12 protein-coding genes are annotated in these 13,503 nt (G+C 50.0%); 5 read left to right on the top strand and 7 right to left on the bottom strand.

What is annotated here, in order from left to right; genetic code table 11:
* Positions 1-6: 6 nt before the first annotated feature.
* From A8O23_RS17670 to A8O23_RS21485, 3 genes are read right to left on the bottom strand one after another with little or no spacing between them, the layout of a single operon-like run.
* Positions 7-342, bottom strand: a complete 336-nt coding sequence (locus A8O23_RS17670; protein ID WP_066624210.1) for a hypothetical protein — start codon at positions 340-342, stop codon at positions 7-9.
* A 48-nt stretch (positions 343-390) separates the two neighbouring features.
* Positions 391-579 (bottom strand): hypothetical protein, encoded by a 189-nt coding sequence (locus A8O23_RS17665; protein ID WP_066624208.1) that lies wholly within the window; start codon positions 577-579, stop codon positions 391-393.
* A complete protein-coding gene (locus A8O23_RS21485; RefSeq protein WP_153042267.1) occupies positions 546-734 on the bottom strand; it encodes a hypothetical protein in 189 nt (62 codons plus the stop codon). The genes A8O23_RS17665 and A8O23_RS21485 overlap by 34 nt, the downstream gene beginning before the upstream one ends.
* Positions 735-1,300: 566 nt before the next feature.
* Here A8O23_RS21485 and A8O23_RS17655 point away from each other — a divergent pair.
* Positions 1,301-2,236, top strand: a complete 936-nt coding sequence (locus A8O23_RS17655) for an isoaspartyl peptidase/L-asparaginase family protein (RefSeq protein ID WP_082883146.1) — start codon at positions 1,301-1,303, stop codon at positions 2,234-2,236.
* A gap of 419 nt (positions 2,237-2,655) precedes the next feature.
* On the opposite strand, the gene A8O23_RS22005 is transcribed toward A8O23_RS17655, so the two are convergent.
* Entirely contained in the window at positions 2,656-2,784 is a 129-nt protein-coding gene (locus tag A8O23_RS22005; RefSeq protein WP_262506464.1) for a hypothetical protein, read from the bottom strand.
* A gap of 452 nt (positions 2,785-3,236) precedes the next feature.
* Here A8O23_RS22005 and A8O23_RS17650 point away from each other — a divergent pair, with 452 nt between their 5' ends.
* Positions 3,237-3,416, top strand: coding sequence for a hypothetical protein (locus A8O23_RS17650; RefSeq protein WP_066624199.1), 180 nt, complete (start codon positions 3,237-3,239; stop codon positions 3,414-3,416).
* Between the two features lie 79 nt (positions 3,417-3,495).
* Here A8O23_RS17650 and A8O23_RS17645 read toward each other — a convergent pair whose 3' ends face one another.
* A complete protein-coding gene (locus tag A8O23_RS17645) occupies positions 3,496-3,789 on the bottom strand; it encodes a hypothetical protein (RefSeq protein ID WP_153042266.1) in 294 nt (97 codons plus the stop codon).
* A gap of 282 nt (positions 3,790-4,071) precedes the next feature.
* Positions 4,072-5,202, bottom strand: coding sequence for a chemotaxis protein CheB (locus A8O23_RS17640; RefSeq protein WP_161486763.1), 1,131 nt, complete (start codon positions 5,200-5,202; stop codon positions 4,072-4,074).
* A 364-nt stretch (positions 5,203-5,566) separates the two neighbouring features.
* On the opposite strand from A8O23_RS17640, the gene A8O23_RS17630 reads away from it, so the two are divergent.
* Entirely contained in the window at positions 5,567-8,542 is a 2,976-nt protein-coding gene (locus A8O23_RS17630; protein ID WP_082883144.1) for a CheR family methyltransferase, read from the top strand.
* 51 nt (positions 8,543-8,593) lie between these two features.
* Positions 8,594-11,668, top strand: a complete 3,075-nt coding sequence (locus A8O23_RS17625; RefSeq protein WP_066624191.1) for a PAS domain-containing sensor histidine kinase — start codon at positions 8,594-8,596, stop codon at positions 11,666-11,668.
* A 265-nt stretch (positions 11,669-11,933) separates the two neighbouring features.
* Here A8O23_RS17625 and A8O23_RS17620 read toward each other — a convergent pair whose 3' ends face one another.
* Positions 11,934-12,269, bottom strand: coding sequence for an STAS domain-containing protein (locus A8O23_RS17620; protein ID WP_066624183.1), 336 nt, complete (start codon positions 12,267-12,269; stop codon positions 11,934-11,936).
* 518 nt (positions 12,270-12,787) lie between these two features.
* On the opposite strand from A8O23_RS17620, the gene A8O23_RS17615 reads away from it, so the two are divergent.
* The gene (locus A8O23_RS17615) at positions 12,788-13,438 is read left to right on the top strand and encodes a response regulator (RefSeq protein ID WP_066624177.1); all 651 of its coding nucleotides are present in this window, start codon (positions 12,788-12,790) and stop codon (positions 13,436-13,438) included.
* Positions 13,439-13,503: the final 65 nt, after the last annotated feature.

Here is a 13,503-nt window from a genome sequence, read left to right as displayed (position 1 = left end):
CTTGTGCTAACTGGCGTTTTTCCTGCTCGGCAGCATCTGCTGTAACTTCATACGTACCAGAAAATCGCCGAACTGCGGGTTGCCGTAAGTACTGCAGTTGTCCAGGATTAGCCCTCTTTTACCGCAGGGCGTGCTCACGGCATAAAGTACTGCCACAGTGTGGGCGCCTCCGCATTGCCGGAACCTGTGGCAAGCGTCTATGCTCAATTCCTCCGGAAAGAATGTGTCATTGGTTTGGATACAGCGCCAGCCGCGTTTGCTGCACTTAAAAGAGTATAAGTAGTGGTGCTGGCGCAGGTAGGCCAATGCTTCATCTAAATCAGAAAATTGTTCCAGTTTCATAGCTTCTGCCTTTCTCTCTTAATGATATCCAACTGCTCTGGCAGGTTTTCAGGAGGCCTGTACCAACTGATACGCCTCTTCAAAGTCTGGCACAAAAGTAAAAAGCGGCTCCAGGCCCATTATCCGCAGGATTTGCCGCTGCGGTAGGGGCATGTTCAGCAACGTAATACGCACGTTGGCTTCTTTCAGGAGCAGCAGCTGGTTTATAAAATGGCAAATGCCGTGGATTTTATGCACTTTACCTCAGCACAGTCTATCCAAACATGAACCTCCTGAATTACTTGCCGGACTGGGTGCAAGCGCCTGCTCAGCCTGGCATCTGAGGCATCTACATCACCCTGCAACACTATGATCACTTTTCTGCCAATCTTCTCCGTGATGATTTTCTGCATATCCTTTCCTGCCTGTGTGGCTTGCGCCTTATATGTATAAAATTTCTCTTATCCTTATTTCTTGCACTCCTGGCAAGGCATCCACCCTCTAAAAAACCAGCCTACCCGCCGCTTTCTGCTCTTTTCAGTGTGAGTTGCTTTCAGCCATTGTTTGTTTAGTCTGGGGTGCCGAATCATAAGTAAGTTTGTATGGTTTGCGTTAAGAATATAATTTTTAGCAGCCTGTGTTGCGCCAGCGTAGGCTTTTGGGCAGCTGTAGGCTTGCTCTATATTATACGCTTTTGCCGCGCCAGAAAGTGCCGGAAAAAACACGGCAAATTCTGGTGAAAAACACGGCTTTTTCCCTCAACTGGTCTTATTACTGCACTACAATCAGCAGATAAAGTTGCTTTTTGTGGTGGCAAGCCTATCCTCTATAAGCCAAGCAGCATTTTACCAGAAAAATTAATCAGTAGAAACACCGGCTAAACTGGTATTTATCCGTTCAACTACCCAGCCCTCTGTCCGTACATTGGAGCGCTCCTTATCAGGAGAGACAACAGAAAGACCGACCTAACACTACCACTATGGAAAACAACTGGGGAATTGCCATTCACGGAGGCGCAGAGAACAAGAGCCGCGACGAACTGAGTGATTCAAAACAGGCTGCCTATGAACAGGGGCTGGAAAACGCCCTCATGGCCGGCTGGCATATTCTGAACGACGGCGGCAGCGCCGTAGATGCCGTAGAGGCCGCCGTCCGGAGCATGGAAAACAATCCCCTCTTCAACGCTGGTAGGGGCGGCAGCCTCTCTAAAGATGAAAGCAACGAGTTTGACGCCTGTATTATGGACGGTAAAACCATGCAAGCCGGTGCCGTGGCTGGGGTAAAGCACGTAAAAAACCCTATTACCGTGGCTAAGACCATTATGCAAGAGTCAAAGCACGTGCTTATCTGCGGCACCGGTGCGGAAGATTTTGCTCGTGACCATGACTTACCGTTCAAGGCAGAGGAATACTTTAAAACCGAAGAAAAGGAGAAAGCGCTGAAAGAGGCAAAGAAAGAAGAAGAGACGGTAGGAAAAGACACCGTGGGCGCCGTGGCCCTAGACAAAACCGGCAATCTGGCCGCCGCCACCTCCACTGGCGGTTTAGTAAACCAGTACCAGGGTCGTGTAGGCGACACCCCTATCATTGGCTCTGGCACCTACGCCAACAATGACGTCTGTGCCGTGTCCTGCACCGGCGATGGCGAAGGCATTATGCGCGCCAACACTGCCCATGAGGTGTACGCCCATATGAAATACAAGGGCCTGTCTTTACAAGAAGCCAGCAAAGCCGCCATGACTCTGTATAAAGACCGCATAGATGGCGACCGCAACTTCATAGCCATGGACCCCAAAGGTAATGTGGAATTCAGCTTTGAAACCAGCCTTATGTTCCGGGCCTGCAAAAAAGGAGACGCTCCTATGTATGTGGCGGTTTGGCCAGATGACGAAGATAATTGGGAGAAGGAAGGATAAAAGGTAGAAGCTGCTGCTTTTACACTTTTAAATAACCTAAGTTTAGCTAAGTCAAAAGCTGCTGACGCATATTTGATACTCCCCCTTTGAAGGGGGCGAAGGGGGATGTTTACACAAGCCGATCCACGCATTCCTGATCCTTCTCTTTTGTGGTCATCCCGAGTATCGCCGAGGGATCTAACGAATATGTTCCATTGCAGGCGACAATGTATTAGCCAACGCAAAGGACAGGTCGCGACCTGTCCGTACATTATCTTTTTTCCGCTGCCGAGCTGGCGTGGTGGTGGCTGACCCAAGGTCTCACATTTTGCCTTCTCCGTCTCTTTGGCTCCGTGCGCTCACGGCCGCGAGGCCCCGCCCTGTGGATTCGCACTGCCCTTTTTACTAGACCTTCGGTCTTGCCGCTGGCGCGGCACCGCTCAAAGCGAGGCGCTCATCCCCACGCCTGGTAACAGTTCCAATCCTGCTTCCTGTGTTGCTGTTGAAATACTGCTGTTGGTTTTCTGCTTCTGCAGTTCCTGGGTAGAGTCACTCGCGCTAACGCGCATCTCCTTTTCTTTCTTTCTTTTGTTGTTGTTGTTGTTGTTGTTGTTGTTGTTGTTATTGTTGTTGTGCGTAGAGTTAGCGACAGCGCTCTACGCACTGCCGGACAGCCAATCTCCAGATTGGCGCCACTGCTCACTATTTACTGCTCACTGGTTACTGTTCACTGTTCATTGCATTGGTGCAGACGCTGCCAGGTCATTTGAGCAAGAGGTATTGGTTCTGTAGGGATCAGGCACTGCCTTGTCTCCCACGGTTTTCAGGAATCAGCATTCTCCTAAAACACAGCTGCAGAGAACTTCCCTCCTAGTTTAGGAGGGGCCGATAGCCACACCTTTCTATAGCAGGCCAATACCTATTCTTACAAACTTCTTCAGCCACTTTATCGCCCAAAAATACCTTTAAGCAACCTTTCTCCCCTTTATCCGAATGAGAAAGAGTAAGACTGTAGCCGCGTATGAAGAACTGGAACGTATATTACAAGATAGGAGCTATTGGGTTGGTGCTGAACCTGCTGCTGGTTTTGGTACTGCCTTTTGTGGCAGACCCCTACCTAGGCTCCGTGGCGAGTCCTTTCTATCCGGTCTGGATTATCTTGCTGGTGGTGGGTTGGCGAAAAGAGCATCCCCGCCGCTAACACAAAAACTCCTGTTTCGGCTGTTTTTCAGAAAACAGCCCCGAAACAGGAGAAAAGATCTTTTTTAGAATAAATGGTTTTACACCCGTCTTCTTGAACCGTTGGCTGGCGCATGCACAAACAACGACACGTTAGGCTTTTGGGCTTCTGCCATGCCTGCTTTGGTAATGTAGAACCGGGGCCCGGTGAGGCCGTTGCTGCTGACTAAAAAGCCATGGTTCTCCAGTACTTTACAACACGCCAGCACCCGCTCCAGCGGTAGGTTAGTTACTTCCCCTACTATTTCCGCCGACACCGGCAAATGCACAGGAGAGGTATCTCCCTTTACAAGTTTATATATCTGCTTTAACACTTTTTCTTCCGCGCGCATCATTCCCTTCAAATTTTTAACTGCATGTATTTCAACGGAGTCTTTCAGAGGAGGTTGTATTTCTACGGAAAAAACTAGGTATAAAAACATTAGAAAGAAACGGATTTCCAATTCACCTACTGGGAAAGGTTACCCCTTACTTTCAATAGGAGGAATTAACTAACATGCGTGTGAGAGATTCTCCTGTGCTTTCTACATCCGGATTATAAAAGCAAATAAGCGGCTGCTTTTAGCCTTTCCTGTTTTAGGCCCCATTTCCCAAAAACAGACCCAAAACGCCACTCCCTAAGCACTTTCGCTCTGGCCGTCGTGGCGGTGTTTGGCGTTGGCGTTAGAGAGCAGCAGGTGGCGTATGCGGGCAATGTGGATTTTGAGTTCGTTCGCGCGGTCTTCCTGCGCCTCTGACCAGTGGGCGTGGCCTTTGCGGCGGTCTTGCTCGGCCATGGCACTGAGCATGGTGCGGCGCTCTTCCAGCATGCGCAAGGCCACCCATAGCGTCTCTTCCACAGACTCCACATTGGCGTTCAGGTAGGCCTCAGGGGTAAAGGCGTGGCCGGCGTGACAGCGGTAGTGTCTTACGTGCCCTTGGTTTACTTCCCAGAGCGCGCCGCCGCAACTGGGGCACGAAAAAGGCGACCGCGGGCCCATCAGGTCGGTGTCCTCAATTTTTCCGGAATCCAGCATCAAGCGTTCGGCAATGCTGGCTTCATAAGTAATGTCCTCCGGAATTTCGGCGGTGGCCGAGGCGGGCACAAAAACCAGCTCCGGCAGCAAATCGGCCATTTCGGCCACGGTGGCCACGTAGTCTACCTCTATCTCGTTCAGCACACTCTGGGGCATGTCGGGGTATTCGGCTTCAGAGGGGGCCTGCACCATGGTAATACCGCCGCTCCGCTTAATCATTTCCATGCCCACGGTGCCGTCTTGCAGCATGCCGGTGAGCACAATACCAATCACACGGGGACCGTACGCGGCCGCCGCCGAACGGAAAAGCGGGTCAATGGCGGGGCGGAACAGGTTTTCGCGGGGGCCTTTGGTCACCAACATCCTGCCCTTTTGCAGGAGCAGGTGCTTGTCTTGCGGTACAAAGTACAGGTGGCCCTGTTTAATGGTTTGCTCGTGCTGCGCCACCTGGCATTTGAAGGCGGTTACTTTACTCAGCCGTTCTACCAGTATATCTGAGTTGGAGTCGTGGGACAGGTGTTGCACAATAAAAATAGAAGCTGGCAAATCGCCGGGTAATTTTTCCAGCAAATCACAGAGGACGGCCATGCCGCCGGCCGAGGTACCTATCACTATTATGTCGTGGTGCGGAAGTTTCATGCAGGTTGGGTTGGTATTTGAATTAATACGCGCAAACGGCGGGCACAGTCCATCTGAACCCTTCTTTTTATGCCTTGGCAGTTGCGATGCCATAACCGCCAAGCCTGAACAAGACTGTGTCATTCTCTACTGCCGCTCTGAAACAGTTTCTATGGTACACGAAAGCACCGGAAATGAACACTTCTTGCGCTTGAACCAGTGTTCTTTCTGAGGTGACTAGGCAGGTAGGGTTAATGCCCACTTAAATACCAATTTATACCTCCTACCCCACCGTATTTATGCGGATTCTTACGGGCGTAAGAGCCTGATTTAACAAGTTTCTGCGGTAATTTTTGTACCTTGTAGAGTTCAGGAAAAGAGAGGAAACAGTTTTCTGGGAGGGCAGAAAACTAACCAATTTCCAGGCCTGAATGTAGTCACCCCAAAGACGGAAGCCCTTCTATTACGTAAAGCCTTTATGGAGAATGCAGAACCAGACGAAAAAGTCACGTCAGCCAAATACCCCGGTCTTTTAATTACCAAAGAGATTATCCCCCCCACCAAACCCAACACTGATTTTCAGGTAGTGGGCTTGGGTGGCTCGGCGGGCTCTTTAGAGGGGTTTGAGACGTTTTTCCAGCATTTACCAGCCAATACCGGAATGGCCTTTGTGGTAGTGCCGCACCTTGACCCCACCCACAAGGGCATGATGACCGAAATAATCAAGCGCTATACTTCCTTGCCCGTGGTGCAGATTCAGGACAACATGGAAGTGGAGCCGGACCACGTGTACGTGGTGCCCTCTAATAAAGAAACCTCGTTGGAGCGGAACCTGTTCCGGCTGCATGACCCAGAGCACCCCAAGGGCCAGCGCATGCCTATTGATTTCTTTTTCCAGAGTCTGGCCGTGAACCGCCGCGAGCACGCCATTGGCATTGTGCTCTCGGGCATGGGCGCAGACGGTACCCTGGGCGTGAAAATGATTATGGAGAACTTTGGCATGGTGATGGTGCAAGACCCCCACACCGCCCGCTTTGATGCCATGCCCCGCAACGCCATTAAAACCGAGTTTGTAGACCACGTGCTGCCCGTGGAGAACATGCCGGAGAAATTGGTGGCCTACGCCAACATGCCGCCTATCAAAGGCAATCACGTGGTAGAGGCGCACAAGTCCAGCCAAATGCTGCAGAAGATTTTCACGCTCATCCGCAACAAGACTGGGCATGACTTTTCGCTGTACAAGCGCAACACCATTTTTCGGCGCATTGAGCGGCGTATGAACAGTCACCAGATTGCCCAATTTTCTGAATACGTACAGCTGCTGCATGAAAATCCGCAGGAGGTGGAAATGCTGTTCAAGGAGCTGCTCATTGGCGTGACCAAGTTCTTTAGAGACCCCGAGGCGTTTTACCTGCTGCAGGAGAAATACCTGCCTGAGCTGCTCAAAACCAAAAAAGACGGCGATTATGTGCGGGTGTGGGTGGCGGGCTGCTCAACCGGCGAAGAAGCATTCTCCATTGCCATTCTGCTACAGGAATGCATTGACAAACTGAACCTGCACCTGAAAATACAGATTTTTGCCACCGACATTGATCCCGAGGCCATTGACCGCGCCCGCGCCGCCTATTATTTGGATAATATATCAGGTGATATTTCGCCGGAGCGCCTGCGCCGGTACTTCACCAAAGTAGAAAACCACTACCACGTCAAGAAAGAGCTGCGCGATATGGTAGTGTTTGCCGTGCACAACATAAACCGCGACGCGCCCTTTACCAAGCTTGACCTGCTCACCTGCCGCAACCTGCTCATCTACCTTTCCTCAGATTTGCAGAAGAAGCTTTTTCCGGTGTTCCACTACTCGCTCAACCCCCACGGGCTGCTTTTTTTGGGCTCCTCTGAAACCATTTCCGGCTTCCCTGAAATGTTTACCACCCTTGACTCTAAATGGAAAATTTCCCGCCGCAATGAAACCGCCGTTCCCCTGGCGCGCCTGGTAGAGTTTCCGTTCAACTTTACTTCCTTTGAAACCGTGAAACCACACCCAGAACCCACCAATCACGTTAAAAGAGAGGGCAACATGAGCCAGTTGGTACAGCGCGTCATGCTGCATTATTTTGCCCCGCCCTCGGTCATCGTCAACCCCAAAGGCGATATTTTTTACATACATGGCCGCACCGGCAAGTATCTGGAGCCCGCCCAGGGCCAAGCCAACCTCAACGTGTTCGACATGGCCCGCGAGGGCCTCACCTTTGAGCTGAATAATCTGGTGAACCGGGCCAGTGTGCTGCATGAGCCAGCCACGGTAGAAAACCTGCAGGTAAAAACCGACCACGGCGACCATTTCATACGGCTGACGGTGACTCCTATCAAAGAGCCCGCCCAGCTACAGGGCATGCTGATGGTGGTATTTGAAGACATGCCCAAGCCAAAGCCCAAAGCCAAGCGGGGCGGCAAAGCCACCACCGAAGACGCCTCACAGAAAGACGCGCGCATTGCCGAGCTGGAGAAAGAGCTGCAGTACACTAAGCAGCGCCTACAAACCACCATTGAAGAAATGAACTCCTCTTTAGAAGAGCTAAAATCTACCAATGAGGAGCTGCAGAGCGCAAACGAAGAACTGCAGAGCACCAACGAGGAGTCTATGACAAACAAAGAGGAAATGCAGTCTCTGAACGAGGAGCTCATGACCATCAATCTCCAATACCAGACCAAGACCGAGGAGCTGACCAATTCCAACAACGACATGAAGAACCTGTTGGACAGCACCGAGATTGCCACCATCTTTCTGGACAACGAGCTCAACATTAGGAATTTCACGCCGCAGGCCACACAGATCTTCAACCTGATTCGGGCCGATATTGGCCGTTCCATCACGCACATTGCTTCCAACCTGAAGTACCAGCACATTGCCGAAGACGTGCGCGAGGTACTGGACCGGCTACGCAGCAAAGAAGTGCACCTGCAAACCGTAGACGGGCAGCAGTGGTATTCTATGCGCGTGCTCCCCTACCGCACCGCCGACAACTTTATAGACGGCGCGGTGGTCACGTTCACCAACATCACCACCTTCAAGAACCTGGAGGCCAGCGTAGCCGCCACCAGCCTGTACGCCGCCAACATCATAGACATTATTCAGCAGCCGCTGGTGGTACTAGACGGGCAGCTGCGGGTAGAGTGCGCCAGCAATGCCTTTGCCCAGGCGTTTCAACTTATACCAGAGCAACTGAAAGGCCAGTGGCTGTACCATTTGGGCAATGGCCAATGGGACATTCCGCCGCTCAAAGAACTCATGAACAAGGTGCTGCTGGAAGGCATAGAAATTCAGAATGAAGAACTGGAGCACGAGTTTCCGGTACTGGGCTACCGCCGCATGACTCTGAACACCCGCCGCGTGGAGCAAACCGAAAACAAACCCTTTAAAATATTGTTGGCCCTGGAGGTTTTTGAGAAGTAGCCGCCTCCCGCTGTTGCAAGAGCTTGTTTAAATTCCTGAACCCGTTCTCCTATGAGTGAAGAAAAGAATTTCCGCCATGGCATGGCCCATGACTTTTCGCTGCTGCGGCAAGAGGCGCAAAAACTGCAGAAACCCGTTAGCATGGAAGATGTGCAGAACATGCCCGACCATGAGATACGGCGGCTGATTCAGGAGCTACAGATACACCAGGTGGAGCTGGAAATGCAGAACCACCAGCTGCAACAGGCCACGCAGGAACTGGAAGTCACCAAAGCCAAGTACCAGAACCTCTACCACTACTCCCCTTTCGGGTATGTGACGCTAGACGAGCATGGCATCATTGAAGAAGCCAATGAGAAAGGCATGCAGTTGCTTTCCGCCAAAAGAGAGCAACTGGAGTCCCGCCGCTTCAGCCAGTTCATTCATTCAGACAGCCTTGACGCCTATTACGGCTTCTTCCGGAAAGTATTGCTGTCAGAGACCGTGCAAACCGTGGAGCTGCAGATACTGACCAACATTGGCACCGTCTTTTATGCCCAGCTGGAAGGGCAATTGCTGCGGCGAGAGAATGATACCGACCAGTGCCGCGTTGCCTTTGTAGACGTGACCGAGCGTAAAACCGCCCACATTGCGCTTTCTAACAAAGAAAACATGCTGTCGGCCATCATCAACAGCTCGCTCAATGCCATACAGGTGTTTAAAGCCGTGCGCAACAGCGAGGGGACCATCATTGATTTTGAGTGGCTCTTGCTTAACCGTACCGCCGAGCTTTTTCTGGACCATACGCTGGAGCAGTTGCACCGCAGCCGCCTGACCGACATACTTCCCAGCACCGTGACCGAAGGCCATTTAGCCACGTTTATGCAGGTGGTGGAGAACGGCTTGCCCGCCACTTTCACTGCGCATTTCAAAAAAGAAGAGCAGGACTTTTGGTTGAACTGCGTGGCGGTAAAACTGGAAGACGGCTTCGTGCTCACTTTTGAAGACGTAACCCAACAACGCATTGCCAACGAGAAACTGCAGGAAAGCCAGTTGCTGCTAAAGAAAATGGCCGAGGCCATGCCCGATTTCCTGTACGTGGAAGACCTGCTCCAGCACCGCAACATCTACAACAACCGCGATTTTCTGGCCTTTCTGGGTTACTCCAAAGCCGACATAAAAAACCACCCGCGCGACTTACTAGACACCCTCTACCACCCCGAAGACGCCCACCTGCTGTTTGACCGGCCAAAGCGTTTTGAAGAAGTAGAAGACGGGGTGTTTCTGGAGTCTCATGTGCGGGTGTTGGCCAAAGACGGCAGCTGGCGCAATATCTACTTCCGCGAAACCGTGTTCAAGCGCGGGGCCTCGGGCAAACCCACCCAACTGGTAGGCACGGCGCAAGATATCACTGAAAAGCTGCGGGCCGAACGCGAGATACGGCAACTGAACGAGACGGTGACGGCCATTCTGCAGAACCTGCCCGTTACGCTCTGGCGCTTCGGCAAAGACGGCCACGTGCGCGAGTCAAGAGGCGCGGGCCTAAAAGCCCTGGGCCTGCAGGAGCACCAGATGATTGGCCAAACCTTTGCCCCCGTGCACAATGAACTGGAGCGCCATATTACTAAAGCGCTGGAGGGGAATAAAATAAACACCTTAGCCGAGTTTGATATTGAAGGGCGGCAGGTGTACAAACAAGTGTACCTGTTCCAGGAATCGTTAACGGGCGAGGCCATTGGTTTTTGCCTGGATGTAACCCACCAGAAACAGGCCGAGGTGGAAGCCCAACGGCAAACCATGCTCCTGAACCAGATTCTGCAAAACATACCCATGGTGCTGGCCCTAATTGACCAAAACGGCTACTATGTAGAGGCAAGAGGCAAAGGCTTGCGTAGCCTTGGCCTGCAAGACCATGAGCTGAACGGAAAAAATGTATTTGATTTGTTTCCGTTCCTGAAAGATAATATTTCTGATATTCTGGAGGGGCAAGTGAAGAGCTTCTCGGCCCACTTCCCTTATCAGGGAAAAAGAGTCCATTTCCAGAACTTCGGGTTCCTGGACCCCCAACGCAACATGGGCATTGCCTTTGGCCTGGACGTGACCGAGCTAAAAGAGATGCAGGAAAAGCTGCTGACCGAGAAAGAATTCTCTGAAAACCTTCTGGAAAACAGCATTGACGGTATTCTTGCCTTTGACCCTGACATGAACGTGACCGCCTGGAACAAAACCATGGAAGAAATCATGGCCAAGAAAAAGGCGGACGTACTGGGTAAACCGCTGCTCTCCCTTTTCCAGAAAGAGCAGCAGGCTTATTTACGCCACCACCTTACCAGAGTGTTGAATGGAGAACGCATTACCACGTACCAATCTCCTGTGTTAGGCAATAACCGATCATATGAAATTAATTTGGTTCCCTTTTTCAATCCAGAAAAAGAAGTGATTGGGGCCTTGGCTATTTTGCATGATGTCACCTTGCAACAGAAGCGTCAGAAAGAAGAGACGAAGACGAAGCTTGATAAACAGAAAGCGGTGGCCAACGCCGTTATCTCAGCTCAGGAAGAAGAGCGTAAACGTATTGCCGAAGCCCTGCACAACAGCCTGGCCCAGTTGCTGTACGCCGCTAAGCTAAACTTAGAAAACTTTGAGGCGAGTTACAAGGGCAAGAACGGCGATCCGCTGCACCGCATCTCTGCTTTTCTGGAAGATGCCATTAAAGAAACCCGCTCCCTGGCCCATGAGCTCATACCGAGGGCTCTGCAAGACTTCGGGCTAAAAACAGCCTTGAAAGAACTGGCGCAACGGTTAAGCACTCCATACTTAACCGTACAATGCGTTGTCACCGGCTTTGACCTTTCCACTGATTATGTGTTAGAGACTCATTTGTACCGCATGGTGCAGGAACTGCTCAACAACGTGATGAAGCACGCCAACGCCACCGAAGCGCTGGTGCAGGTAACTGACAAAGGACCAAAGATTATGGTGCGGGTAGAAGACAATGGCAAGGGAATGAAATTAACTGACAAAGTACTCTCTAAGGGAATGGGCTTGGCTACTATTAAGAACCAGGCAAAGCTCTTGAAAGGAACTATGCACATACACTCTGTAATAGGTGAAGGCACCATTATCACAGTAGAGCTTATCAAATAAATTAAAGGAGGAACGGCCGCTGTTTTGGGCTTGTCTTTAGAAAAAGAGGCCCAAAACAGCGGCCGTTCCGCTACACAAAATACAATTTGGTCAGGCAACAAGCAACAACGCCAGCAGCTAATAGGCTACTGGCGTTGTTGCTTGTTTGTATGGTTGGTATAAGCGGGCTTTACTATGTTACATCTAAAGCCATTCAAAGAAATGATGTTTTAAAACACCATTAAAAGAAATTTTTGAGTTGCCAGCGTAAAATTTAACCAAATGTTTATTTTAATTGCAAGGGTGCGTCTTGTTTAGAGGGCACTATGGTCATGATGACGTGCAGGCCCAGTAACTCAAAAACGTTCCTTACCTGCTCACTCATTCCGTACAAAACCAGGTTGATCTGGCGGGCCTCAAATGTTCCTAAGTGGGAAATCAAAACCCCTAAACCAGCCGATGAAATGTATTTCAAGTCCTGAAAATCAAGCCATAGTTGCTCTATGGGCTTGCACAAAGCCATTTCTATCTCCCTATCCAGCTCTAAACAAGTAGAGGCATCCAACTCCCCACTAAGCCGCAGAATGTACGCCTGCGGCTCTTCTTCAATGACAATCTTCATGGACTTTTTTTAGTAAAGTAAAAAAATATTTATAGTAATGCAACTCTACTTCTGGGCTGGTTTAATTCAAAGAGGCTCTTTACTACCTTTAATGTGATTATATAAAGAGAGACTAAATGGCTAAAGAGCCAGTTTAACGTCTTTTTATATTGCTATATACCATTAAAGTTGAGAATAAGAACTACACCAATGGCTGTGTAAAGATGAATAAAATCCTGAAGATTGTACAGCTATTATTCCTACCCTACTGTATACACACATGGCTACTGCTATTCTTAGCTATGTGCACATCTACTGCTATTACAAAGTTACCACAAGTATTTTACCTTTTTGATGTCACAAATACTGAATTATACGTAAAGTATAAATACCCTATTTGGTAGGTTTCCTAGCAAAAGTGCCACCAGAGCAAGTTCTGACGGCATCATTACCTGAAAAATCTATAAATTGCCTAAACCTTTACTATTTCAAATTAGAAGGGCAGTTACATTTTATGAAAACGAAGAGACAGGAGATACATGGTAAAGTTAATTCTTGTAGATGATCACACTATCATAAGAGATGGTTTGAAATCATTGCTGAAAACTGAGCGGTCTATTCAGATTGTTGGCGAAGCGGAAAATGGGCAGCAACTGCTGCAGTTGCTGGAACAAGTCACTCCAGATGTAGTCATGCTGGACCTGAACATGCCAGTGATGGACGGTTTTGAGACACTGCAGCATCTGCAGAAAAAGCACCCTGATATTAAAGTGCTGGTTCTAACCATGCTCAACCAGAACAGTTACGTGCAAAAAGTGCGTGACGCGGGCGCTCATGGCTTTGTACTAAAATCGGCGGGAAAAGAAGAGCTGGTGCATGCCGTTAAAACCGTGGCCAACAATAATCCCTATATCTGTTCTGAAGTAGCCTTAAACCTGCTGAACCGAACCAACAACGGTGATGGCTCAGGCAACGGCAATGGGCAGGTTGCTTCGCCAGAGCTGTCTAAACGCGAAATGGAGGTTCTGAAACTAATTGCCGAGGGCTATACCAACGCCGAGATAGCAGACAAGATTTTTGCCAGCAAGCGTACCGTTGAATCGCATCGCCAACACCTGATTGAAAAAACGAAATCAAGAAACACGGCTACCCTTATAAAATATGCACTGCAGCAAGGTCTGATTGATTGACCTTCCTAAAGAGCATAAATAAAATCCGACGTCTGTTTTTGCTGACTTTCGTAAAATTTCCTAAA

Source organism: Rufibacter roseus (assembly GCF_001647285.1).
GTDB classification, from domain to species: domain Bacteria; phylum Bacteroidota; class Bacteroidia; order Cytophagales; family Hymenobacteraceae; genus Nibribacter; species Nibribacter roseus.
This window is presented reverse-complemented; position numbering and strand designations above follow the sequence as displayed.

Excerpts from the sequence above, each read along its gene's own strand:
- A8O23_RS17670 (WP_066624210.1), bottom strand. The coding sequence starts at position 342 with ATGAAACTGGAACAATTTTCTGATTTAGATGAAGCATTGGCCTACCTG.
- A8O23_RS21485 (WP_153042267.1), bottom strand. The coding sequence starts at position 734 with ATGCAGAAAATCATCACGGAGAAGATTGGCAGAAAAGTGATCATAGTG.
- A8O23_RS17655 (WP_082883146.1), top strand. The coding sequence starts at position 1,301 with ATGGAAAACAACTGGGGAATTGCCATTCACGGAGGCGCAGAGAACAAG.
- A8O23_RS22005 (WP_262506464.1), bottom strand. The coding sequence starts at position 2,784 with ATGCGCGTTAGCGCGAGTGACTCTACCCAGGAACTGCAGAAGCAGAAA.
- A8O23_RS17650 (WP_066624199.1), top strand. The coding sequence starts at position 3,237 with ATGAAGAACTGGAACGTATATTACAAGATAGGAGCTATTGGGTTGGTG.
- A8O23_RS17645 (WP_153042266.1), bottom strand. The coding sequence starts at position 3,789 with ATGATGCGCGCGGAAGAAAAAGTGTTAAAGCAGATATATAAACTTGTA.
- A8O23_RS17640 (WP_161486763.1), bottom strand. The coding sequence starts at position 5,202 with ATGGCATCGCAACTGCCAAGGCATAAAAAGAAGGGTTCAGATGGACTG.
- A8O23_RS17630 (WP_082883144.1), top strand. The coding sequence starts at position 5,567 with ATGGAGAATGCAGAACCAGACGAAAAAGTCACGTCAGCCAAATACCCC.
- A8O23_RS17625 (WP_066624191.1), top strand. The coding sequence starts at position 8,594 with ATGAGTGAAGAAAAGAATTTCCGCCATGGCATGGCCCATGACTTTTCG.
- A8O23_RS17620 (WP_066624183.1), bottom strand. The coding sequence starts at position 12,269 with ATGAAGATTGTCATTGAAGAAGAGCCGCAGGCGTACATTCTGCGGCTT.
- A8O23_RS17615 (WP_066624177.1), top strand. The coding sequence starts at position 12,788 with ATGGTAAAGTTAATTCTTGTAGATGATCACACTATCATAAGAGATGGT.